The organism is Jeotgalicoccus coquinae (genome assembly GCF_014207425.1).
GTDB classification, from domain to species: domain Bacteria; phylum Bacillota; class Bacilli; order Staphylococcales; family Salinicoccaceae; genus Jeotgalicoccus; species Jeotgalicoccus coquinae.
Map to the genome: position 1 here is coordinate 525234 of NZ_JACHFF010000001.1, position 22066 is coordinate 547299.

At 43.4% G+C, this 22066-nt stretch carries 18 protein-coding genes; all 18 read left to right on the plus strand.

The window, feature by feature from the left end; genetic code table 11:
- Positions 1-17 precede the first annotated feature (17 nt).
- The 18 genes from sucD (at position 18) to rimP (ending at position 22054) form a co-directional block, all read left to right on the plus strand.
- Positions 18-926, plus strand: a complete 909-nt coding sequence (gene sucD / locus HNR41_RS02650) for a succinate--CoA ligase subunit alpha (RefSeq protein ID WP_184281451.1) — start codon at positions 18-20, stop codon at positions 924-926.
- A gap of 157 nt (positions 927-1083) precedes the next feature.
- Positions 1084-1872: a DNA-processing protein DprA gene (gene dprA / locus HNR41_RS02655; protein ID WP_184281453.1), complete on the plus strand. Its 789-nt coding sequence runs from the start codon at positions 1084-1086 to the stop codon at positions 1870-1872.
- Between the two features lie 109 nt (positions 1873-1981).
- Positions 1982-4051, plus strand: a complete 2070-nt coding sequence (gene topA, locus HNR41_RS02660; RefSeq protein ID WP_184281455.1) for a type I DNA topoisomerase — start codon at positions 1982-1984, stop codon at positions 4049-4051.
- A 429-nt stretch (positions 4052-4480) separates the two neighbouring features.
- Positions 4481-5359 carry a site-specific tyrosine recombinase/integron integrase gene (gene xerA / locus HNR41_RS02665; protein WP_268234286.1) on the plus strand — a complete coding sequence of 293 codons (879 nt, stop codon included), beginning with the start codon at positions 4481-4483 and terminating at the stop codon, positions 5357-5359.
- A 5-nt stretch (positions 5360-5364) separates the two neighbouring features.
- Positions 5365-5892, plus strand: coding sequence for an HslVU peptidase proteolytic subunit (gene hslV, locus HNR41_RS02670; RefSeq protein ID WP_184281459.1), 528 nt, complete (start codon positions 5365-5367; stop codon positions 5890-5892).
- A gap of 16 nt (positions 5893-5908) precedes the next feature.
- Positions 5909-7288, plus strand: a complete 1380-nt coding sequence (gene hslU / locus HNR41_RS02675; protein ID WP_184281461.1) for an ATP-dependent protease ATPase subunit HslU — start codon at positions 5909-5911, stop codon at positions 7286-7288.
- A gap of 20 nt (positions 7289-7308) precedes the next feature.
- Positions 7309-8079, plus strand: coding sequence for a GTP-sensing pleiotropic transcriptional regulator CodY (codY, locus tag HNR41_RS02680; protein WP_184281463.1), 771 nt, complete (start codon positions 7309-7311; stop codon positions 8077-8079).
- Positions 8080-8227: 148 nt separating this feature from the next.
- The gene (gene rpsB, locus HNR41_RS02685) at positions 8228-8995 is read left to right on the plus strand and encodes a 30S ribosomal protein S2 (protein ID WP_184281465.1); all 768 of its coding nucleotides are present in this window, start codon (positions 8228-8230) and stop codon (positions 8993-8995) included.
- Between the two features lie 75 nt (positions 8996-9070).
- Positions 9071-9949, plus strand: coding sequence for a translation elongation factor Ts (tsf, locus tag HNR41_RS02690; protein WP_184281467.1), 879 nt, complete (start codon positions 9071-9073; stop codon positions 9947-9949).
- Positions 9950-10020: 71 nt separating this feature from the next.
- A complete protein-coding gene (gene pyrH, locus HNR41_RS02695) occupies positions 10021-10746 on the plus strand; it encodes a UMP kinase (protein WP_184281469.1) in 726 nt (241 codons plus the stop codon).
- Between the two features lie 14 nt (positions 10747-10760).
- Positions 10761-11318: a ribosome recycling factor gene (gene frr, locus HNR41_RS02700; RefSeq protein WP_184281471.1), complete on the plus strand. Its 558-nt coding sequence runs from the start codon at positions 10761-10763 to the stop codon at positions 11316-11318.
- A gap of 119 nt (positions 11319-11437) precedes the next feature.
- Positions 11438-12199 carry an undecaprenyl pyrophosphate synthase gene (gene uppS / locus HNR41_RS02705; RefSeq protein WP_184281474.1) on the plus strand — a complete coding sequence of 254 codons (762 nt, stop codon included), beginning with the start codon at positions 11438-11440 and terminating at the stop codon, positions 12197-12199.
- Positions 12189-12974 (plus strand): phosphatidate cytidylyltransferase, encoded by a 786-nt coding sequence (locus HNR41_RS02710; protein WP_184281476.1) that lies wholly within the window; start codon positions 12189-12191, stop codon positions 12972-12974. Before uppS ends, HNR41_RS02710 begins: the two co-directional genes overlap by 11 nt.
- A 15-nt stretch (positions 12975-12989) precedes the next feature.
- Positions 12990-14117, plus strand: coding sequence for a 1-deoxy-D-xylulose-5-phosphate reductoisomerase (locus HNR41_RS02715; RefSeq protein ID WP_221432870.1), 1128 nt, complete (start codon positions 12990-12992; stop codon positions 14115-14117).
- A gap of 5 nt (positions 14118-14122) precedes the next feature.
- Positions 14123-15406 carry an RIP metalloprotease RseP gene (gene rseP, locus HNR41_RS02720; RefSeq protein ID WP_184281478.1) on the plus strand — a complete coding sequence of 428 codons (1284 nt, stop codon included), beginning with the start codon at positions 14123-14125 and terminating at the stop codon, positions 15404-15406.
- Between the two features lie 12 nt (positions 15407-15418).
- Positions 15419-17113: a proline--tRNA ligase gene (locus HNR41_RS02725; protein ID WP_184281480.1), complete on the plus strand. Its 1695-nt coding sequence runs from the start codon at positions 15419-15421 to the stop codon at positions 17111-17113.
- A 72-nt stretch (positions 17114-17185) separates the two neighbouring features.
- A complete protein-coding gene (locus HNR41_RS02730) occupies positions 17186-21469 on the plus strand; it encodes a PolC-type DNA polymerase III (RefSeq protein WP_184281482.1) in 4284 nt (1427 codons plus the stop codon).
- Positions 21470-21586: 117 nt separating this feature from the next.
- A complete protein-coding gene (gene rimP, locus HNR41_RS02735; RefSeq protein WP_184281484.1) occupies positions 21587-22054 on the plus strand; it encodes a ribosome maturation factor RimP in 468 nt (155 codons plus the stop codon).
- The last annotated feature ends 12 nt before the right edge of the window (positions 22055-22066 follow it).

Here is a 22066-nt window from a genome sequence, read left to right on the forward strand (position 1 = left end):
TAACGGAGGAATATATTGTGGCTGTATTTGTAGATAAGAATACTAAAGTAATGGTACAGGGTATTACCGGTTCAACAGCACTATTCCACACGAAGCAGATGCTTGAGTACGGTACTCAGATCGTTGCTGGTGTGACACCTGGTAAAGGCGGACAGGAAGTTGAAGGCGTACCTGTATTTAACACTGTAGAAGAAGCTAAAAAAGAAACTGGCGCTACTGTATCAGTAGTATACGTGCCGGCTCCATTCGCAGCAGATTCAATTATGGAAGCTGCTGACTCGGAACTTGATCTTGTAATTTGTATTACAGAGCATATCCCGGTACTTGATATGGTTAAAGTAGTACGTTATTTAGAAGATAAAAACACGCGTCTGATCGGACCGAACTGTCCTGGTGTTATTACTGCCGACGAAACTAAAATCGGTATTATGCCTGGATATATTCACAAAAAAGGACACGTTGGTGTCGTATCACGTTCAGGGACATTAACTTATGAAGCAGTTCATCAGTTAACTCAGGAAGGTGTCGGCCAGACAACTGCTGTCGGTATCGGCGGAGACCCTGTTAACGGAACGAACTTTATCGACGTGTTAAAAGAATTCAACGAAGATCCTGAAACTTACGCTGTTGTAATGATCGGGGAAATCGGCGGTACTGCTGAAGAAGAAGCTGCAGAGTGGGTTCGTGATAACATGACTAAACCTGTTGTCGGCTTCATCGGCGGACAGACTGCACCTCCAGGGAAACGTATGGGCCATGCCGGTGCGATTATCTCAGGCGGTAAAGGAACTGCTGACGAAAAAATCCGTATCATGAACGAATGTGGAATTGAAACAGCTGATACACCATCAGAAATTGGTGAAACACTGATCAGCCGCATTAAGAAAGAAGACGGACTTTACGAGAAATGTCTTACTGTAAAATAAGTTTAATATAACTCGCTCAAGTGAGTGAAAAAGACGGTAATCCATCCGGATTATCGTCTTTTTTTGTCTTTTTATGGAAGCTGTTGTCGGTAAAATGAAATCTGAATATTCCTGTAAACTCTTATAATAGAAGTAATACATCAAGGGAGGAAATGGTATGGATCTACTGCTTTTAAGTTATGCAGGTGTTACGTCAAAAGAATATTTGGCACTGGAAAATAACGGCTGGATTTCACCGGAATTAAAGAGAAAAACAGCATATGCAGAAACGCTGGACAGAGCAGAAATTCTTGCTGAACTGGAACAGAAAAATATCGGCTATATCACGCATGAACACAGGCTTTACCCGCATTTATTAAAAGAAATTTATGATTTTCCCTACATATTATATTACCGTGGAGATCCGGGGCTCCTCGGAGAAAATATGCTCGGTGTAGTCGGCAGCCGGAAAGCGACTGATTATACAAAGAAATCACTGAAGCTGCTCTTGCCGTCTCTTGAAAACATTGCTATCATATCAGGACTTGCGTACGGCGCAGATGAAGCGGCTCACCGGATTGCAATCAGCAATAATATGAAGACAATCGGTGTACTGGCATTCGGGCACGATACGCACTATCCGAAAACGACAGCGGACATTCGCATCGAGATGGAGAAAAATCATTTAACCATCAGCGAATATCCGCCCGGCACTTCAATTCAGAAATGGCAGTTCGTCGCGCGGAACAGAATTATTGCAGGATGCGCACGCGGTGTACTGGTGACTGAAGCAGAAGAGAAAAGCGGCAGTTTAATTACGCTGGAAATGGCACTCGATGATAACAGAAACGTATACTGCCTGCCTGGGAACATCACTTCAGCACTGTCAAAAGGAACGAACTTACGTATTAAAGAAGGTGCATCAGCAGTTACAAATGCACAGGATATTCAGCGTGATTTCGACTGAAAACGGCAGGTGCGAATATTATAATAAGTCGATTTTCATTGACAAAGTAAAATTTGACTGTGTATCATTTGGACTTGAATAGATTAAAAGCAAATTAGGAGGCAGCAGAGTGGCAGACAATTTAGTTATCGTAGAATCACCTGCGAAAGCAAAGACAATTGAAAAGTACCTCGGTAAACGTTATAAAGTAATTGCTTCCATGGGACACGTGAGAGATCTTCCACGCAGTCAGACTGGAATTGATACAGAAAATAATTACGAACCTAAATATATTACGATTCGCGGAAAAGGTCCGTTACTGAAAGAATTAAAAAAAGAAGCTAAAAAAGCTAAAAAAGTATTCCTCGCAAGTGACCCCGACAGAGAAGGGGAAGCAATTGCATGGCATTTAAGCCACGCACTTGGACCCGACAACGATTATTACCGCGTGGTCTTCAACGAGATTACGAAAGATGCAGTTAAGGAAAGTTTTAAAACACCGTCGGAAATAGATATGCAGCTTGTGGATGCACAGCAGGCACGGCGCATACTCGACCGTCTGGTTGGTTATAACATTTCACCTGTATTATGGAAGAAAGTTAAAAAAGGATTATCGGCGGGACGTGTTCAGTCGGTTGCACTGAAGTTAATTATCGACCGTGAAAATGAAATCCGTAAGTTCGTACCTGAAGAATACTGGTCCATTGAAGGAACATTTAAAACAGGACGTTCCAAATTCACTGGCAAGTTCAACAAGCTTGCTTCAGATAAACAGAAGACGAAGCTTCATACAAAAGACGATGTTGATAAAGTAATGGCCGAGATTAAAGGCAATGACTTCAATATCGACTCTGTTGAGAAGAAAGAGAAGAAACGTTATCCGGCCCAGCCGTTTACAACATCTTCACTGCAGCAGGAAGCTGCGCGTAAACTGAACTACAAAGCGCGTAAAACAATGATGCTTGCCCAGCAGTTATATGAAGGTATCGATATTAAAAAAGAAGGTACAGTCGGCCTGATTACTTATATGAGAACTGATTCGACGCGTATTTCAAATACGGCTAAAGAGGAAGCATACGATTTAATCCAGTCGACATACGGCAGGGAATTTACAGGTACGCAGAAATCAGCGAACAAAGCTGCAGCACAGGATGCGCACGAAGCGGTGCGCCCGACATCTGCAAACCGCACACCGGATAATATGAAACAGTACTTAAGCCGTGACCAGCACCGTCTGTATAAGCTGATCTGGGACCGTTTCATTGCCAGTCAGATGGCACCGGCTGTTCTGGATACAGTGAAGATTGATCTCAGCAACAACGGTGTACTCTTCAGAAGTACCGGACAGACGATTAAATTTAAAGGATTTATGCAGATATATATCGAAGGTACTGATGATGGGGAAGACGATTTAAACAGCAAGCTTCCTGAAATGAACGAAGGAGAAACAGTGAAATCCGAAAAGATTGAACCGGCTCAGCACTTCACACAGCCGCCGCCGAGATTTACAGAGGCGCGTCTCGTGAAGACTTTGGAAGAATCAGGAATCGGGCGTCCGTCGACGTACGCACCAACGATTGATACGATTCAAAAGCGTAACTACGTCCGCATGGATCAGAAGCGTTTTATCCCGACTGAAATGGGTGAAATCGTTAACGAGCAGGTTGTTGAATACTTCCCGGACATTATTGATATTGCGTTTACACGTAATATGGAAGAAAGCCTTGACTCGGTCGCCGAAGGTAATAAAGAATGGCGCGAAGTGATCGATGAGTTCTATAAAGGATTCAGTCCGCAGGTGGAACGTGCGGAAGCAGAAATGGAAAAAATAGAAATTAAAGATGAACCGGTTGGAGAAGACTGTGAGAAGTGTGGTTCTCCAATGGTATATAAAATGGGACGTTACGGTAAATTCATGGCATGCTCTAATTTCCCTGACTGCCGCAACACGAAAGCAATCGTTAAAGAAATCGGCGTAAAATGTCCGACTTGTAAAGAAGGGGAAGTTGTCGAACGCAAATCGAAGAGAAACAGAATTTTCTTCGGCTGTGAAAGATACCCTGAGTGTGATTACGTATCGTGGGACCGTCCAATCGGACGCGACTGCCCGAAATGTGAACATCACCTGGTCGAAACGAAAAAAGGTAAAAAAGCGCAGGTTAAATGTACGAACTGTGATTATACAGAAGACGCAAGTTAACTGATGAACCGTATCCGGGAAACCGGATGCGGTTTTTTGTTAATGATTTTCTCATGCGGCCGATAAAAGCGTTTCAACCGGATGAAGGACTCACATGTGGTTATAAATTACGTTTCAACCGCATGAAGGACTCACATATGGTTACAAGCAGAAATGCAACCGCATGAGAATCGCTCATGCGGTCAAACACACCGCCAGGCAGCCATTAAATGTTCGTATTTGCTCAAAACGCGCCATTATCAAAATGAAAGCGCCTTTATTGTCTTCCATTCCGACAGAATTATAAATATTTGTACAATTAAGTGCATTTCCACTAAAAATAGTTTAAAATAGCTAATGTTGTTTATTTATCGGGCAGGTCTGTATTGCATTACTTGGATAAATAATTTAAATTATGATAAAATTCAGACAAAGAATGAGGTGGTTGAAATTTACGTCAATGATTTTTTACGAATGCTTAAGTATCAGCGTAATTTTTCAGATCATTCTATAAAAAGTTATGATCATGATATTCATGAATTTATTACTTTTTTGAAGACGGAAAGTTTATCTGTACAGACATTTAAATATATTGATGCAAGAAACTACCTGGCAATGCTGTACGGGCGCAATTTAAAAAAATCTACCGTATCGAGAAAGATATCGACGCTTCGGAGCTATTATAATTATCTGGCTGACCGGGACTGCGTCGATATCAATCCGTTTACGGGACTGCCGTTTCCGAAAAAGGAAGCAGTACTGCCGGACTTTATGTACGAGAATGAAATCGAAGCGCTGTTCAGCAGTCTGGATGAAAATCATAAAATGTATGAACGCGATCTCGCGATACTGGAACTTCTTTATGCTACCGGTATGCGGGCGGGTGAACTCATTTCCTTAAGACTCCAGGATATCGATTTTACAGTGCAGGTTGTCCGGGTGCTCGGTAAAGGGCGCAAATGGCGGGTCGTGCCTTTTCACGACCGTGCCGCCCGGGCGCTCAAAAGCTATGCTGAAACATACAGCGAAGAGATACTTAAAAATGATGCAATGTGGGTAAACCATAGAGGGGGACCGCTGACAGTACGCGGACTCCGTCATATTATCGATATGACTGTGAAGCGGAGCGCGCTTCACCTCGACATTCATCCTCATACTTTCAGGCATACGTTTGCAACACATTTACTGAACAACGGAGCAGATTTACGGGCAGTGCAGGATTTGCTCGGCCATGAGTCTTTATCGACGACACAGCGCTATACGCATGTGACGACAGAACAGCTTAAGAAGACTTATTTAAATGCACACCCGAGTAATAAGAAGAGGTGACGTTGATGACGACGATATTCGCGATTAAGCATAACGGCAAAATGGCGATTGCAGGTGATGGCCAGGTAACACTGGGCAATCAGGTCGTAATGAAACATACAGCTAAAAAAGTCCGCCGCATATTTAATGGACAGGTGGTCGCAGGATTCGCAGGCAGTGTGGCAGATGCCTTTACACTGTTTGAAAAATTCGAAGCGAATCTGCACGAGTACAACGGCAACCTGCAGCGTGCTGCAGTCGAGCTGGCAAAAGAATGGCGCGGCGATAAAATGCTCCGCCAGCTTGAAGCAATGCTGATCGTAATGGATAAGAACGATTTGCTGCTCGTGTCGGGAACAGGCGAAGTCATTGAACCGGACGACGGAATTCTCGCAATCGGTTCAGGCGGCAACTATGCGCTGGCGGCTGGCCGTGCAATGAAAAAACACAGTGCCGAATTAAGTGCAGAAACAATTGCACGTGACAGTCTGGTTCTCGCAAGTGAAATCTGCGTATTTACTAACGATAATATAATAGTAGAAACAATCGATTAAAGAGAGCGTGAGATAAATGCCAAACAACAATCTTTCTCCAAGAGAAATTACAGCACGGCTTGACGAAAGTATTGTCGGGCAGCAGGAAGCAAAACGGAAAGTCGCGATTGCGATGCGCAACCGTTACAGAAGAATGCTGCTGGATGATGAACTTAAAGAAGAAGTCATTCCAAAAAATATTCTGATGATCGGACCTACCGGTGTCGGTAAGACAGAGATTGCCAGACGCATTGCTAAAATTACAGGCAGTCCGTATACGAAAGTCGAAGCGACTAAATATACGGAAGTCGGCTACGTCGGGCGCGATGTTGAATCGATGGTCAGAGATCTTGTAGACAATGCGGTGCGCATGGTTAAAGAGACAAAGAAAAAAGAAGTTGCCGATGATGCGCTTGAACTGGCGAATGAACGTCTGACAGGGCTGCTGGCACCGGGACGTAAAAAACAGAAACAGACCGGCTCAAATCCTTTTGAAATGTTTATGAACCAGCAGAATCAGGATGAGGAGCAGGAAGAAGTAGACGATTCAGTCCGTATGAAGCGCCGCGATATTAAAGCAAAACTGCACAGAGGCGAGATGGAAGATGAAAAGGTGACGATTGAAGTTGCCGAAAGTTCAAACCAGCTCGGCATGATGATGCCGGGTATGGATAACAACGGCATGGGTGACATGCTGCAGAACTTAATGCCGAAGAAAACACATAAACGTACGATGCCGGTTAAAAAAGCACGTCAGTACTTAATCGATGAAGAAGCTGAAAAGCTGATCGACCTCGATAATGTAAACGACGAAGCGGTAGAACTGGCAGAGACGACAGGCATTATTTTCATCGACGAGATTGATAAGATTGCGAAAAGCGGCCAGAACTCGGGAGATGTTTCCCGCGAAGGTGTGCAGCGCGACATCCTGCCTATAGTTGAAGGTTCGACGGTACAGACTAAATACGGTTCCATTAAAACGGATTACATTCTGTTTATCGGTGCAGGTGCATTCCATGTAGCCAAGCCGAGTGATTTAATCCCGGAGCTGCAGGGGCGTTTCCCGCTCCGCGTTGAGCTGAACAAACTGACGACAGACGATTTCGAACGAATCTTAAAAGAACCGAAGAACTCATTGCTGCAGCAGTACGAGGCATTACTGAAAACAGAAGACGTAGCCGTTTCATTTACTGATGAAGCAATCAGAGCGCTTGCCGAAATTGCATACAAAGTCAATTCATCAAATGATGACATCGGTGCACGCAGACTGCATACGATATTGGAAACACTGCTTGAAGAGCTGTTGTTCGAAGCAAGCAATATGCAGGGAGCACACGTTGAGATTACGAAACAGTATGTCGACTCAAAACTTAATCATATTTCTACAGATAAAGATTTAAGCGAATTTATTTTATAATTTAACAGGAGTGAAGTATCATGCCAAGTTTATTACAGAAAACACGTGAGATTAACAATTTAATTCAAGGAAGTTCGAACATTAAAGTAGACTTCGAAGAAGTAGCGGATAAGTTAAGCCGTATTATTGAATGTAATACATTTATCGTATCTAAAAGAGGTAAGCTTCTTGGAATCGGTGTTGTACAGACAATTGAAAACGAACGTATCGTCGATATGCTTGATAACAGACAGTTCCCTGAGTATTACGTTAACCAGATTATGCGTATTACTGAAACTCGCGAAAACATCGCATTTGAAGACGACTTAACTATTTTTCCTGCAGAAGATCCGTACCAGGATTCAGAAACATGCATCGTGCCGATTTACGGCGGAGGCAACCGTTTAGGAACATTAGTACTTGGACGCAGAGAAAACAAATTCTCTGAAGATGATTTAGTATTGGCTGAATATGCCGGCACAGTTGTCGGTATGGAAATTCTTCGTGAGAAAAATGAAGAAGTTGAACAGAAAGCACGCGACAAAGCAAGCATCGCAATGGCGATTCGTTCATTATCATATTCTGAGCGCGAAGCTATCGAACACATTTTTGACGAGCTTGATGCAGACGAAGGTCTTCTTGTAGCTTCTAAAGTTGCAGACCGTGTGGGTATTACACGTTCGGTTATCGTTAACGCACTCCGTAAACTTGAAAGTGCAGGCGTTATCGAATCACGTTCACTTGGTATGAAAGGGACGTTTATCAAAGTTAAAAAAGAAGACTTCCTGCCGGAACTTCGCAAAGACAACTAAGGTTGCAGAGGCATTTTAAATATGCTATAGTATTAAATGGTCAAAAGACCAAATACACACAGCAGAGTAAGGGACTAACCGGTGCCTGTAAACAGGTGGTTATTCAGCACGATGCTGGAGGTATAAACCAATTAGGAGGAAACAAATCATGGCAGTAATTACTATGAAACAATTGCTTGAAGCAGGTGTACACTTCGGACACCAGACACGCCGCTGGAACCCTAAGATGAGCAGATACATCTTCACGGAGCGTAACGGCATTTACATTATCGACCTACAGAAAACAGTTAAGAAAGTTGCAGAAGCTTACGACTTCGTTAAGTCAGTTTCTGAAGAAGGCGGACAAGTTCTATTTGTCGGTACTAAAAAGCAAGCTCAGGACGCTATTCAGGAAGAAGCGGAACGTGCAGGCCAGCTTTACATTAACCAGCGCTGGTTAGGCGGTCTCTTAACTAACTACCAGACTATCAACAAACGTATTAAGAGAATTTCTGAAATCGAAAAAATGGAAGCTGACGGCGTATTCGACGTACTTCCTAAAAAAGAAGTCGTTGAACTTCGTAAAGAGTATGCACGTTTAAACAAATTCCTAGGCGGTATCCGCAACATGAAGAAAATGCCGAGCGCTATTTTCATCGTTGACCCGCGTAAAGAACGCAACGCGATTGCAGAAGCTAAAAAATTAGGAATTCCAATCGTAGCAATGGTTGACACTAACTGTGATCCGGATGAAGTTGACTACGTAATCCCTGCTAACGACGACGCTATCCGCGCGGTTAGACTTATGACAAGCAAAATGGCAGATGCTGTTTTAGAAGGTCAGCGTGGTATTTCTGACGAAGAAGTTGCAGCTGAGCAAAACATCGACTTAAAAGAAGAAGATGCTAAAGCTGAAACTAAAGAAGAAAACGCGTAATAATTAATTGAGAATTCAGGTGATAAGCGTAATACTTATCACCTTTTTTAAAACAATTATATGGAGGACTGAACAATGGCTATTTCAGCAAAATTAGTTAAAGAACTACGTGATAAAACAGGCGCAGGTATGATGGATTGTAAAAAAGCGCTGGTAGAAACTGATGGAGATCTAGACAAAGCGATCGACTATCTGCGAGAAAACGGTATTGCCAAAGCAGCTAAAAAAGCTGACCGTATCGCAGCAGAAGGTGCTGTTTACATTACTTCTGAAGGCAACGAAGCAGTAATCGTTGAAATCAACTCTGAGACAGACTTCGTAGCACGTAACGAATCTTTCCAGGAACTTGTTAAGAACATTGCTTCACACATCCTTGCAACTAAACCTGCAGATGTAGAAGCTTTATATAACTCTGAATTAGATGGCGAAACTGTTACTTCATTAATGAACAACGCAGTTGCAACTATCGGGGAAAAATTAAACATCAGACGTTTTGCAGTTGAAACTAAAACTGACAACGATGCATTCGGCCAGTACATGCACATGGGCGGACGTATCGGTGTGTTAACAGTAGTTGAAGGTACAACTGACGAAGCTGTTGCTAAAGACGTTGCTATGCACGCTGCAGCATTAAACCCTAAATATGTTTCACGCGACCAGGTTGATCAGGCTGAACTTGATCACGAGCGTGAAGTTCTGCGCCAGCAGGCATTAAACGAAGGAAAACCTGAAAAAATCGTCGACAAGATGGTTGAAGGAAGAGTTCGTAAGTATTTAGAAGAAATCTGCATCGTTGATCAGCCGTTTGTTAAAGACTCTGATCAGACTGTACAGCAGTTCTTAGATACTCAAAAAGCAACTATCCGTACTTTCGTTCGCTACGAGCTTGGTGAAGGTATCGAAAAACGCGAAGAAAACTTCGCTGACGAAGTATTAGGACAAGTTAAAAAATAAATTAATTTAAAAAAAGACACTTCGGTGTCTTTTTTTCTAAGTAATAAATTCAATGAAAAGGATTGAAAAACATGGCTGAATCTTCTAAATTTACACGTATCGTGTTAAAACTAAGCGGGGAAGCACTTGCTGGTGATGACGGTTTCGGAATTAATCCGGTTGTCATTAAAAATATCGCTTCACAGGTTTCCGAAGCACAGAAATTAGGCGTTGAAATGGCGATTATCGTCGGCGGCGGCAATATCTGGCGCGGTAAAATAGGCAGCGACCTTGGTATGGACCGCGGTACTGCAGATTATATGGGAATGCTGGCGACAGTAATGAACTCCCTTGCATTGCAGGACAGTTTAGAGCAGCTCGGTCATGAGACAAGAGTGCTGACTTCTATTGAAATGAAACAGGTGGCTGAACCTTATATAAGAAGACGTGCAATCCGTCATCTTGAAAAAGGCCGTATCGTTATATTTGCAGCAGGTATCGGTAACCCGTACTTCTCAACAGATACAACAGCAGCACTTCGTGCAGCGGAAATTGAAGCAGATGTTATCCTTATGGGTAAAAACAACGTAGACGGTGTTTATTCTGCAGATCCGAAAACCGATCCAACAGCTGTTAAGTATGACACGCTGACTTACATTGAAATGTTACAGGAAAACCTGCAGGTAATGGATGCTACTGCATCATCCTTCTGTATGGACAACGACATCCCGCTTATGGTATTTTCAATTACAGAAGAGGGTAATATTAAGCGTGCCGTTTCGGGAGAAACAATTGGTACGACTATTACAAAGCAATAGGAGAAGATATTAATATGAGTGAATCCGTTTTGAAAACAGCCGGAGACAAAATGTCCAAATCAATCGACAGCCTGGCAAGAGAACTTGCTTCAATCCGTACAGGTGCTGCGAACTCAAGCATGCTTGACCGCGTTAACGTTGAATACTACGGTGCACCGACACCTTTAAATCAGCTTGCAAGTATCAGTATTCCTGAAGCACGCATGCTGGTTGTTACACCATACGATAAAAGCTCTGTTGACAGCGTATTGAAAGCGATCCAAATGGCAGATCTTGGTGTTAATCCGACAAGTGACGGAACATTAATCCGTATTACTGTACCTCAGCTTACTGAAGAACGCCGTAAAGAATTCGTTAAAGACGCACGCAAAGAAGGCGAAAATGCCAAAGTTGCTATCCGCAACGTACGCCGTGACGCCAACGATGATCTTAAAGCTGCAGAAAAAGCAGGCGATATTTCAGAGGATGAATTAAGAGGCCTGACTGAAGACATACAGAAATTAACAGATAAACACATCGCTGAAATCGATGCAATGTGCGATGCTAAAGAAAAAGATATTTTAGAAGTTTAATCTTAAAAACAGGTAAGGGGACTTACCTGTTTTTTTATTGTATAACTATGTTAAAATAAAATAATTGAAGAAGTATATAAAAATTTATCAAAGATACATATTTGGCACGGAGGATCGTCATGTTTAAAGCGACTAAAGATAAATCTCTGACAGAGAGACCACTACCGGAACATATTGCGATTATTATGGATGGCAACGGCAGATACGCAAAAATGCGCAGTATGCCGCGTATTAAAGGTCACTACGAAGGAATGCAGAATGTTAAACGTATTGTAAGACATGCTGCAGATATAAAACTTAAGTACTTAACGCTCTATGCGTTTTCAACTGAAAACTGGTCCCGTCCAAAGAGTGAAGTGAATTATCTGCTTAAGCTGCCGACGGATTTCCTCGGTACATTTTTACCTGAGCTGATTGAAAAGAACGTTATCGTTAAAACAATCGGTGACTTCGAAGCACTGCCGAAACATACCAGGAAGGCAGTTCAGACAGCGATGGATAAAACAGCTGATAATACCGGACTGACGCTCGTATTCGCGCTGAATTACGGCGGACGTGACGAACTGATCGGTGCGGTGAAGGAAATGATTGCTGATGTACAGGCAGGGACGCTTCAGCCTGATGCACTCGACAGCAGTACATTCGATGATTATTTAATGACTAAAGATATGCCGGACCCTGAAATGATTATTAGAACTTCAGGCGAGTACCGGCTGAGTAATTTCTTATTATGGCAGGCATCCTACAGTGAACTGTTCTTTTCAAGTACGCTGTGGCCGGAATTCTCTGCTGCTGAGCTGGATGATCTGATTCTCCAGTACCAGAAGAGAGAGCGGCGCTTTGGAGGCTTGAATGAGGAGGATGTACCAGATGAAGACTAGAACGATAACCGCAGTCATTGCACTGCTGTTATTTTTACCGGTTGTAATTATCGGCTCATGGCCGCTGTTAATATTAGTCTACCTCATGGCAATTACCGGTCTTTATGAAATATTAAAGATGAACCGGATTCATATATTTTCACTGCCGGGTGTTTTATCTTTAATTGCACTGTGCATGGTGTTAATTCCGCAGGAATCATATTCGCCGGCAATCGGCGACTTCCAGCTGGAAATTATCGTTGCACTGGCACTTATCATGCTGTCGACGACAGTAGTATCAAAAAACAGATTTACCTTTGTTGATATGGGCTTCTGTGTACTCGCGGTTGCATATATCGGCATCGGCTTCATGTACTTTTTTGAAACGCGTGAATCAGGTCTTATTTACATTCTGTATGCACTCCTGATTGTCTGGCTGACGGATACAGGTGCTTACCTGTTCGGCAAAGCTTTCGGCAGACGCAAACTGTGGCCGCAGATCAGTCCGAACAAAACGATTGAAGGCTCGCTCGGCGGTACGCTGGTATCGGTAATTATACCGTCAGTGTTCGTCTTAACAGGCTTAATGGAAGGTTCATTGTGGCTCTTAATTCCGTTTACGATTGTTCTCAGCATATTCGGGCAGATGGGGGACCTCGTGGAATCCGCATTGAAACGTCACTTTGACGTTAAAGATTCAGGTACATTTTTACCGGGACACGGCGGTATTTTAGACCGCTTTGACAGTTTCATCTTCGTACTGCCCCTGATGAACATCTTACCGATCATTTCATAATAACAGGTGAAAACTATGATAAAAACCATTTCTGTACTCGGTGTCACAGGCTCCATCGGAACCCAGGCACTGGATGTCATTAAAAATAATCCGGAACATTTTAAACTCGGTGCAATTTCCGCCGGACGCAACTTAATAAAGCTCGAAGAGATTTTAGCAGACTTTAATCCGCCATTAGTATCGGTACAGGACGACAGTGCTGTGAAGGAACTTAAGAGCAGATTCCCCCATATCGAATTTATGTCGGGAGACGAAGGTCTGATTTCAGTTGCAACATATGACAGCAATCTTCTGTTAACTGCGATTTTAGGGAGTGTAGGTTTGAAGCCGACACTTGCTGCAATCGATGCAGGTATTGATATTGCACTTGCCAATAAGGAAACACTTGTTGCTGCAGGAGAAATCGTTATGAACCGTGCACGTGAAAAAAATGTGCAGATTATACCGGTTGATTCGGAACATTCTGCGCTGTTTCAATGCCTGAAAGGTGAAAACGAAAAGGAAATCAGCAATATTATTATTACGGCAAGCGGCGGCTCATTCAGAGATCTGTCACGTGAAGAGCTCGGCTCGGTTACGCTGGAAGATGCATTGAATCACCCGAACTGGTCGATGGGTCAGAAGATTACTATCGATTCTGCAACGATGATGAACAAAGGTTTTGAAGTCATCGAAGCGAAACACTTATTCGATGTCGAAATTTCACAGATTAAAACACTGCTTCATAAAGAGAGTATTATTCATTCGATGGTGGAGTTTATCGACAACAGCATAATGGCGCAGCTCGGGAACTCTGATATGAGAACTGCGATTCAGTACGCATTTACTCATCCGGAGCGGTTACATAAAAATAATCCGCTGTCTGTCAGTGAATTATCACAGCTTAACTTCAAACCAATGGATTTTGACCGCTTTAAAATGTTAAAATTCGCTTATGATGCGCTCGAAGCAGGCGGTACGCTGCCTACAGTAATGAACGCTGCAAACGAATACGCAGTTGGAGAATTTCTCGGCGGCAGAATTAAATTTCTGGAAATTGAAGAAATCGTTGAATCCCGCATGATGCAGCACGAAAATATTCAGAATCCCGATCTTGAAACGATACTGAGCCTTGACGCGCGCTATAAATCGAATATGAGGTGAAGTAAGTGACAGGAATTTTAGCATTTATAGTTGTTTTCGGTCTGCTTGTTACCGTTCATGAATTCGGCCACATGTTCTTCGCAAAACGCGCTGGAATTATGTGTCCAGAATTTGCTATAGGTATGGGACCGAAAATATTTTCATATAAATACAACGATACGCAGTATACGGTGCGTCTTCTGCCGATAGGCGGATACGTGCGGATGGCTTCAAAAGATATGGAGGTCAATCCGCTGAATGCCGGTATGCGCATCAATATTAAATTAAATCAGAATGATGAAATTACACACATTCTGCTGGATGATAAACACAATTTCCAGCACGTCGAGGAAATTGAAGTGGTTGAAAGCGACATTTCCGAACAGATGTACGTCAGAGGACTGAAGCTGAATGACAACAGTGAAGTGACTTATCACTTCAGCGACGAATGCTACTTCGTTGAAAACTCGGAACTTGAACGTATTGCGCCGCTGTCAGGCAGATTTGAAACGAAAAGTGTGTGGGCTCGCTTCTTAACGCTTTTTGCCGGTCCTTTATTCAACTTCCTCCTTGCTTTTGTACTGTTTACAATACTGTTTTACATCCAGGGTAAACCGATGGATGAACCGATTGTCGGTACAGTAGTGGAAGATACGCCTGCAGCGGAGATCAATCTTGAAGAAGGCGACCGCATCCAGTCGATTGACGGAACAGCGGTCGACAGCTGGGAGCATATGACACAGCTGATTCAGGAAGGCGAAGGCAATCCTCAGGAGCTCGTAGTTGAGTCCGGCGGTCAAACGCGCACCGCAACACTTGAGCCGGTAGTAGATGCAGCAGAACTGCCGGATGGCACTGTACAGGAACGTTTGATAATCGGTGTCGGCAGGGATTTCGAAAACGGAATTATTGCACCGGTATGGTGGGGAATACAGGAAACTGTTTCCAGCATGTCATTAATCTTTGAACTTGTGGTCAATATGATCGGCACAATCTTTGCCGGTACATTCAGTTTTGATATGCTGAACGGCCCGGTTGGAATATACAAAGTAACGGAAACAGTCGCATCTCAGGGCATATTAGTACTGATGAACTTTACTGCGCTCTTAAGTGTGAACCTGGGTATAATGAACCTGCTGCCGATTCCGGCACTTGACGGCGGAAGAATCTTATTCGTTCTTTACGAAGGAATCTTCAGACGCCCACTTAACCGCAAAGTTGAATTAAATATACAGTTGCTCGGCGTACTATTCGTCCTTGTAATTATGGTGCTTGTCACCTGGAACGACATTAAAACATTTTTCTTATAGGAGTGAAACAATATGAGGCAATCACAAATGTTTATCCCGACACTTAGGGAAACACCAACAGAAGCCGAAAGTTTAAGTCACCGCCTGATGCTGAAATCGGGCATGATTAAACAGCTCGCACGCGGTATTTACGCATACCTGCCGATTACACAGCTGGTACTGAACAATATTCAGGAAATTGTACGCGAGGAAATGATGAACATCGGCGGTGCCGAGGTGCACCTTCCGGTTCTGCATCCGCGTGAATTATGGGAAGAATCAGGAAGATGGCAGGCATACGGCAAAGAACTGATGAGAGTCAGCGACCGCCACGACAGAGAATTTGCATTAGGACCGACGCATGAGGAAGTTATTACAGCACTGGTCCGCGATGAGTTAAAAAGCTACAAAAAACTGCCGTTAACTTTATTCCAGATTCAGACGAAATTCCGCGACGAGCTGAGACCGAGATTCGGTCTCCTGCGCGGACGTGAATTTATAATGAAAGACGCATACTCATTCCATATCGACGAAGAATCACTCGATAAAACTTATAATGATATGTACGATGCATACAGCCGCATCTTTACAAGACTTGATTTAAACTTCAGAGCAGTTGAAGCAGACGGCGGTTCTATCGGAGGCAGCCATACACATGAATTTATGGCACTTGCTGATATCGGTGAGGATACGATTGTTTATACAGATGAAAGCAGCTACGCTGCAAACATTGAAAAAGCAGAATGTACAGCTCCTAAAGAAAAGAGCACAGCAGATATGCTTGCGGCTGAAAAGATTGAAACACCAGGAATAGCTACGGTTAAAGACCTTGCTGAATTTCTGAACACTGATTTAACGTTAACGACTAAAACGATGGTTGTTAAAACAGATGAGGGTCTGAAGATGATCGTAATACGCGGCGACCAGGAATTAAATGATGTTAAAGTGAAAGCATACTTTAACTCTGAAATTATCGAGATGGCAACTGACGAAGAAATCACGGCTGAACTGAGTGCTTCACCAGGTTCGCTTGGTCCGGTTAATTCTTCAATTCCTGTGTATCTTGATTATCAGGTGGAAGCGATGAGAAACTATCCGGTCGGCGCCAATGAAACCGGATACCACATTTTAAATGTGAATCACGAACGGGACTTTGAAGCGGCAGGTACCGGTGACTTCAGATTCATTAATGAAGGTGAAATGGTCTCCGACGGTTCGGGTGCTGCTAAATTTATGCGCGGTATTGAAGTCGGGCAGGTGTTCAAACTCGGCACTAAATATTCCGAGTCTATGAACTTTAACGTGCTCGACCAGAACGGCCGCGCAAAACCTGTGCTTATGGGCTGTTACGGTATTGGTATTTCACGTGTGCTGTCGGCAATTGTCGAAAGCCACCACGATGAAAAAGGTATTTTCTGGCCGAAATCAGTCACACCTTTCGATATTCACCTTATTACTGCGAATACGAAAGACGAGACGATTACAAACACTGCATCGGAGTTATACGAAGTTTTATCGAAAAATAACCGTGTACTGTATGACGACCGCAACGAGCGTGCAGGTGTTAAATTCGCCGATTCAGAATTAATCGGACTGCCTGTCAGAATTGTTGTCGGACGCGGTGCGAAAGACGGCATTGTAGAAGTGAAAGGCCGTCTCGACGAAGAATCAACAGAAGTACAGATTACAGACTTAACATCATATCTTGCAGACAATGACTACGCGTAAATCCTAGATTTACGCGTTTTTCTAAGCAGACCGGTGCTGGATATGGAATTTTTTACTGGGAGTGTTTTCTAATTGGAAAGCCACGATAAATTAAAGATTTTACTTGAACAGGCAAATATTACTCAGAATAACTATTTGGAAGATGCTGAGCTTGAAAGAGTTGTCGTCGATGACGATAAGAGAGTGTGGCAGTTTCATCTGAAAACAGCACGCATTATACCAAGCGCGCTGTATCAGCTGATGAGTACTAATATAAATAAAGCATTTAAAGACATTGCAAAAACAGAACTGATTATGTCGCCGGGCGAGTTCGACGAACAGCTCGTTGCAGATTACTTTGCGAGTGCGGTACAAAGTCTGCCGATCAATGACAATATAAAGCATCAGCTTGAACGGACGGCCAAGAAACTCGATGAAGACGTGCTCTATATAGCAGTGAAAAACTCAATAGAGCAGTCCCACTTCAATAAACATATAAACGGCAACCTGCTGAATGCCTACAGATATTACGGTATTCACTTAAAAGGGCTTGAAGTAACGATTGATGATGACCTTCAGTCCTCATTATCGGAAGAACTTGAAAACCGTATAAGCGAAGAACGGGAGACGCTCATTACACAGTTTATTTCCGACAGGGAGAAACAGGAAGAGCAGATGGAGCGCCAGGGCAATGTGCCTAAGCAGATCGGCAAGCCACAGACATTTGACGGCGTGCGTCCGCTTGAAAATATTTTTGATGAAGAATACAGCGTGAAAATTGAAGGACATATTTTCTCTAAAGAAATCCGCGACCTTAGAAGCGGCCGTAAAATACTGCAGTTGAAACTGACGGATTATACAGATTCCATCATGGCTAAAATGTTCTCGCGTCACGGCAAGAACGACGATGAAGTATTCGAAGTGCTGGAAACAGGCGACTGGGTAATTATTGAAGGCCGTGTGGAGTACGATGAGTTTACGAAAGATATGGTCTTAAATATCCGTAACCTGACGGCAGTCAATAAAAAGCCAAAGCGTGATAATGCAGAGAAAAAACGTGTTGAACTGCATCTTCACTCGGCAATGAGCCAGATGGACGGCATGACAAATATTAAAGAATATATTAAACGCGCGAAACAGTACGGCCATTCGGCACTTGCTGTGACAGATCACAATAATGTGCAGGCATTTCCGGATGCATTTAACGCAACGAACGGTGACGATGATTTTAAAATGATATTCGGCATGGAAGGCATGCTCGTCGATGACGGTGCACCGATTGCCTACCGGCCACAGGACTATTCATTGGATAATCACGAATTTGTCGTGTTTGACGTAGAGACGACAGGACTGTCGTCAAAATACGATTCGATTATCGAGCTTGCAGGCGTTAAAGTAAAAAACGGTGAAGTTATCGATAAGTTCGAACGTTTCAGTAACCCGGGAGAAAAACTTTCGGAGCTGATCAAGGAATTAACAGGCATTACCGATGATATGCTCGTCGGTGCACCGGATATCAGCTCAGTGATTACCGACTTTAAAGAATGGGTCGGAGATGCTATATTTGTCGCTCATAATGCAAGCTTTGATATGGGCTTTATCGATGAAGCCTACGAAAAAGAAGGATTTGGCAAATCGGCAAACGGAGTAATCGATACACTTGAACTGTCGCGTACGATTAACACGAGTATGAAAAAACACGGTCTGAATATTTTAGCGAAGAAGTACAATGTTGACTTAACGCAGCACCACAGAGCAATCTACGATGCTGAAGCTACGGCATATATTTTCATCAAGATGATGTCACAGTTAAAATCAGACTATGGTATTACCAACCATAAAGATATTAACTCGAGTCTGTCGAACAGCGATTCGTACAAGCGGGCGATGCCGACACACGTCTCAATTCTTGTGCAGAATAATACCGGTTTAAAAAACTTATTTAAGATTGTCAGTATGTCACTGACAGACCACTTTTACCGTTCGGCACGTATTAAACGCCAGGTGCTGGAAGAGCACCGTGAAGGGCTGCTGATCGGCAGTGCATGCGACAACGGTGAAGTGTTTACTGCAATGATGCAGAAGTCATACGAAGAAGCGAAGAAAAAAGCCCACTTTTACGATTATCTCGAAGTTTTCCCTAAACCGCTGTACCAGCGTCTGTTGGACAGAGAAGTGGTACGCGATGAAGAGACGCTTGAAGAAATCATTGAAAATATTATTAAACTGGGTAAAGAACTGGGTAAACCGGTCGTTGCTACAGGCAACGTGCACTACCTTGAAGAGTCGGATAAATTGTCACGTGATATTTTGGTTAAAGCAAATCCGGGTAACCCGCTGTCACGCGGCAACCTGCCTGAAGCGCATTTCCGTTCTACAGAAGAAATGCTCGAACTGTTCGATTTTCTCGATGAAGAGACAGCATTTGAAATTGTTGTCGATAACACGCAGAAAATCGCTAATATGATAGACAGAGTCGAAGTGATTAAAAAAGATCTGTATCCGCCGAAAATTGAAGGTGCGGAAGAAGAAATCAGACAGATGAGCTACGATAACGCGAAAGCGCTGTACGGTGAAGAAGTGCCGAAGATTGTTGTCGACCGTCTTGAAAAAGAGCTTGACAGTATTATCGGTAACGGATTTGCGGTTATTTACCTGATTTCACATAAACTTGTTAAAAGATCGCTCGATGACGGTTATCTCGTTGGTTCGAGGGGGTCGGTCGGTTCCAGCTTAGTCGCAACGATGACTGAGATTACCGAAGTAAACCCGCTGCCGCCGCACTATGTGTGTCCGGAGTGTAAGGAATCAGAGTTCTTTACCGACGGTTCAGTATCCAGCGGTTATGACCTGCCGGATAAAAAATGCAGCAGATGTGACGTTGATTTAATTAAAGAAGGACAGGATATTCCGTTCGAAACATTCCTTGGATTTAAAGGGGATAAGGTACCGGATATCGATTTAAACTTCAGTGGTGTGTACCAGCCTAAAGCCCATAACTATACGAAAGATCTCTTCGGTGAAGATTATGTATTCCGTGCCGGAACAATCGGCACCGTCGCTGAGAAAACTGCGTTCGGTTACGTTAAAGGATACTTAAATGATAACGGACTGCATAAACGCGGTGCTGAAGTCGACCGTCTCGTACTCGGCTGTTCAGGTGTTAAACGGACAACGGGACAGCACCCGGGCGGTATTATCGTTGTACCTGACAACATGGATATATACGATTTTACGCCGATACAGTTCCCGGCGGATGATGTTGAATCGGAATGGAAGACGACACACTTTGACTTCCATTCGATCGACAACAACTTATTAAAACTCGATATACTTGGTCACGATGACCCGACGATGATCCGCATGCTTCAGGATTTATCGGGTATTGATCCGACAACTGTTCCGACAGATGATGCGGAAACGATGAAACTGTTCAGCGGACCTGAGTCGCTCGGTGTAACACCGGACCAGATTTTATGTAAAACGGGAACGCTCGGTATTCCGGAATTCGGAACGGGCTTCGTCCGTCAGATGCTGGAAGACACAAGACCGTCGACATTCAGTGAACTGGTGCAGATTTCAGGACTGTCCCACGGAACGGACGTATGGCTCGGTAACGCGCAGGACTTAATCCGTAAAGGAACATGTGACCTGTCTAACGTAATCGGATGCCGTGATGATATTATGGTAACGCTGATGTATAAAGGACTTGAACCGAGTCTCGCATTTAACATTATGGAGAAAGTGCGTAAAGGTAAAGGTCTGACAGAAGAACACGAACAGGCGATGAAAGACAACGGTGTTGAGAAGTGGTACATCGATTCATGTAAGAAAATCAAGTACATGTTCCCGAAAGCCCACGCCGCAGCATACGTACTGAACTCGGTAAGAATTGCATACTTTAAAGTGCACTTCCCGTTATTCTATTACGCAAGTTACTTTACAGTCCGTGCGACGGACTTCGACCTGTTAACGATGGTTAAAGATAAAGACACTATCCGTCACCGTGTTAACGAACTGAACCAGAACTTCCAGGAGCTGTCGAAAAAAGAAAAAGACACACTGGTGGTACTCGAACTTGTAAACGAAATGGCACAGCGCGGATTTAAGATGCAGCCTGTCAACGTCGATAAATCGGATGCGTTTGATTTTATTATCGAAGGTGACACGCTCATCCCGCCGTTCATCTCGGTGCCGGGGCTCGGCGCCTCGGTGGCTAAACGTGTAGTGGAAGCCCGCGAGGACGAGGGGTTCATCTCCAAAGAAGATTTAAATAAAAAAGCAGGCGTATCGCAGAAACTGATCGATTACTTAACGGAACTCGGCAGTCTCGACCATTTACCTGACAAAGCTCAGCTGTCAATCTTTGACATTTAGCATTGTTGCACGTGAATAGCGCCTATGGTATAATATTAATGATTAAAAATACTCAGTCTGCAGGAGAAGAACGGGTTTGCCCCGTTCTTCTCTTAGTTTTGAAAGGGGGACTTTGACATGAATGCAACCGAACAGAAAGTATTTACTCATGTCGAGCCAATTGCAAAAGACAACGATTTAAAACTGGTTGAAGTTAACTACGTTAAAGAAGGACCGGATTTTTTCCTGCGTATTTTCCTGGATAAAAAAGGCGGTATTTCACTCGATGACTGTGCAGCGTTCTCAGAAATTATCAGCGCGCAGCTTGACGAATGGGATATTGTTGGGGGCGCTTATTACTTAGATGTGTCATCTCCCGGGGCAGAACGTCCGATTAAAGACGAAGAAGATCTTGAACTCACACTGAACAAAGGTATTTTCGTGAAGACGTACCAGCAAATTGATGGTGAAAAAGAGTGGACAGGTGTATTAACTGCTTACGATGAAAATTCTGTAACGATTGACTACAAAGTAAAAACACGCAAAAAAACAATTACAATTGAACGGGACAAAATAGCAACAATAAGAAAAGCCGTCTTATTCTAGAATGGAGGAAAA

Coding starts and splice junctions, on each gene's coding strand:
- dprA (WP_184281453.1), top strand. CDS start 1,084: ATGGATCTACTGCTTTTAAGTTATGCAGGTGTTACGTCAAAAGAATAT.
- hslV (WP_184281459.1), top strand. CDS start 5,365: ATGACGACGATATTCGCGATTAAGCATAACGGCAAAATGGCGATTGCA.
- hslU (WP_184281461.1), top strand. CDS start 5,909: ATGCCAAACAACAATCTTTCTCCAAGAGAAATTACAGCACGGCTTGAC.
- codY (WP_184281463.1), top strand. CDS start 7,309: ATGCCAAGTTTATTACAGAAAACACGTGAGATTAACAATTTAATTCAA.
- rpsB (WP_184281465.1), top strand. CDS start 8,228: ATGGCAGTAATTACTATGAAACAATTGCTTGAAGCAGGTGTACACTTC.
- tsf (WP_184281467.1), top strand. CDS start 9,071: ATGGCTATTTCAGCAAAATTAGTTAAAGAACTACGTGATAAAACAGGC.
- pyrH (WP_184281469.1), top strand. CDS start 10,021: ATGGCTGAATCTTCTAAATTTACACGTATCGTGTTAAAACTAAGCGGG.
- frr (WP_184281471.1), top strand. CDS start 10,761: ATGAGTGAATCCGTTTTGAAAACAGCCGGAGACAAAATGTCCAAATCA.
- uppS (WP_184281474.1), top strand. CDS start 11,438: ATGTTTAAAGCGACTAAAGATAAATCTCTGACAGAGAGACCACTACCG.
- HNR41_RS02710 (WP_184281476.1), top strand. CDS start 12,189: ATGAAGACTAGAACGATAACCGCAGTCATTGCACTGCTGTTATTTTTA.
- HNR41_RS02715 (WP_221432870.1), top strand. CDS start 12,990: ATGATAAAAACCATTTCTGTACTCGGTGTCACAGGCTCCATCGGAACC.
- HNR41_RS02725 (WP_184281480.1), top strand. CDS start 15,419: ATGAGGCAATCACAAATGTTTATCCCGACACTTAGGGAAACACCAACA.
- rimP (WP_184281484.1), top strand. CDS start 21,587: ATGAATGCAACCGAACAGAAAGTATTTACTCATGTCGAGCCAATTGCA.